We start from the raw sequence: 397 nt of genomic DNA on the forward strand, positions 1-397 counted from the left end.
CCTTCTCCCGAAGTTACGGTGCCATTTTGCCTAGTTCCTTCACCCGAGTTCTCTCAAGCGCCTTGGTATTCTCTACCCAACCACCTGTGTCGGTTTGGGGTACGGTTCCTGGTTATCTGAAGCTTAGAAGCTTTTCTTGGAAGCATGGCATCAACCACTTCGTCGCCTAAAGGCAACTCGTCATCAGCTCTCGGCCTTAAGATCCCGGATTTACCTAAGATCTCAGCCTACCACCTTAAACTTGGACAACCAACGCCAAGCTGGCCTAGCCTTCTCCGTCCCTCCATCGCAATAACCAGAAGTACAGGAATATTAACCTGTTTTCCATCGACTACGCTTTTCAGCCTCGCCTTAGGGACCGACTAACCCTGCGTCGATTAACGTTGCGCAGGAAACC

1 rRNA gene is annotated in these 397 nt (G+C 50.9%); it reads right to left on the reverse strand.

The window, feature by feature from the left end:
• Positions 1-397: ribosomal RNA gene (locus tag E1573_RS26665) — 23S ribosomal RNA — on the reverse strand; the annotation flags it as partial.

The organism is Pseudomonas sp. H9 (assembly GCF_004353925.1).
Taxonomy (GTDB): Bacteria; Pseudomonadota; Gammaproteobacteria; order Pseudomonadales; family Pseudomonadaceae; genus Aquipseudomonas.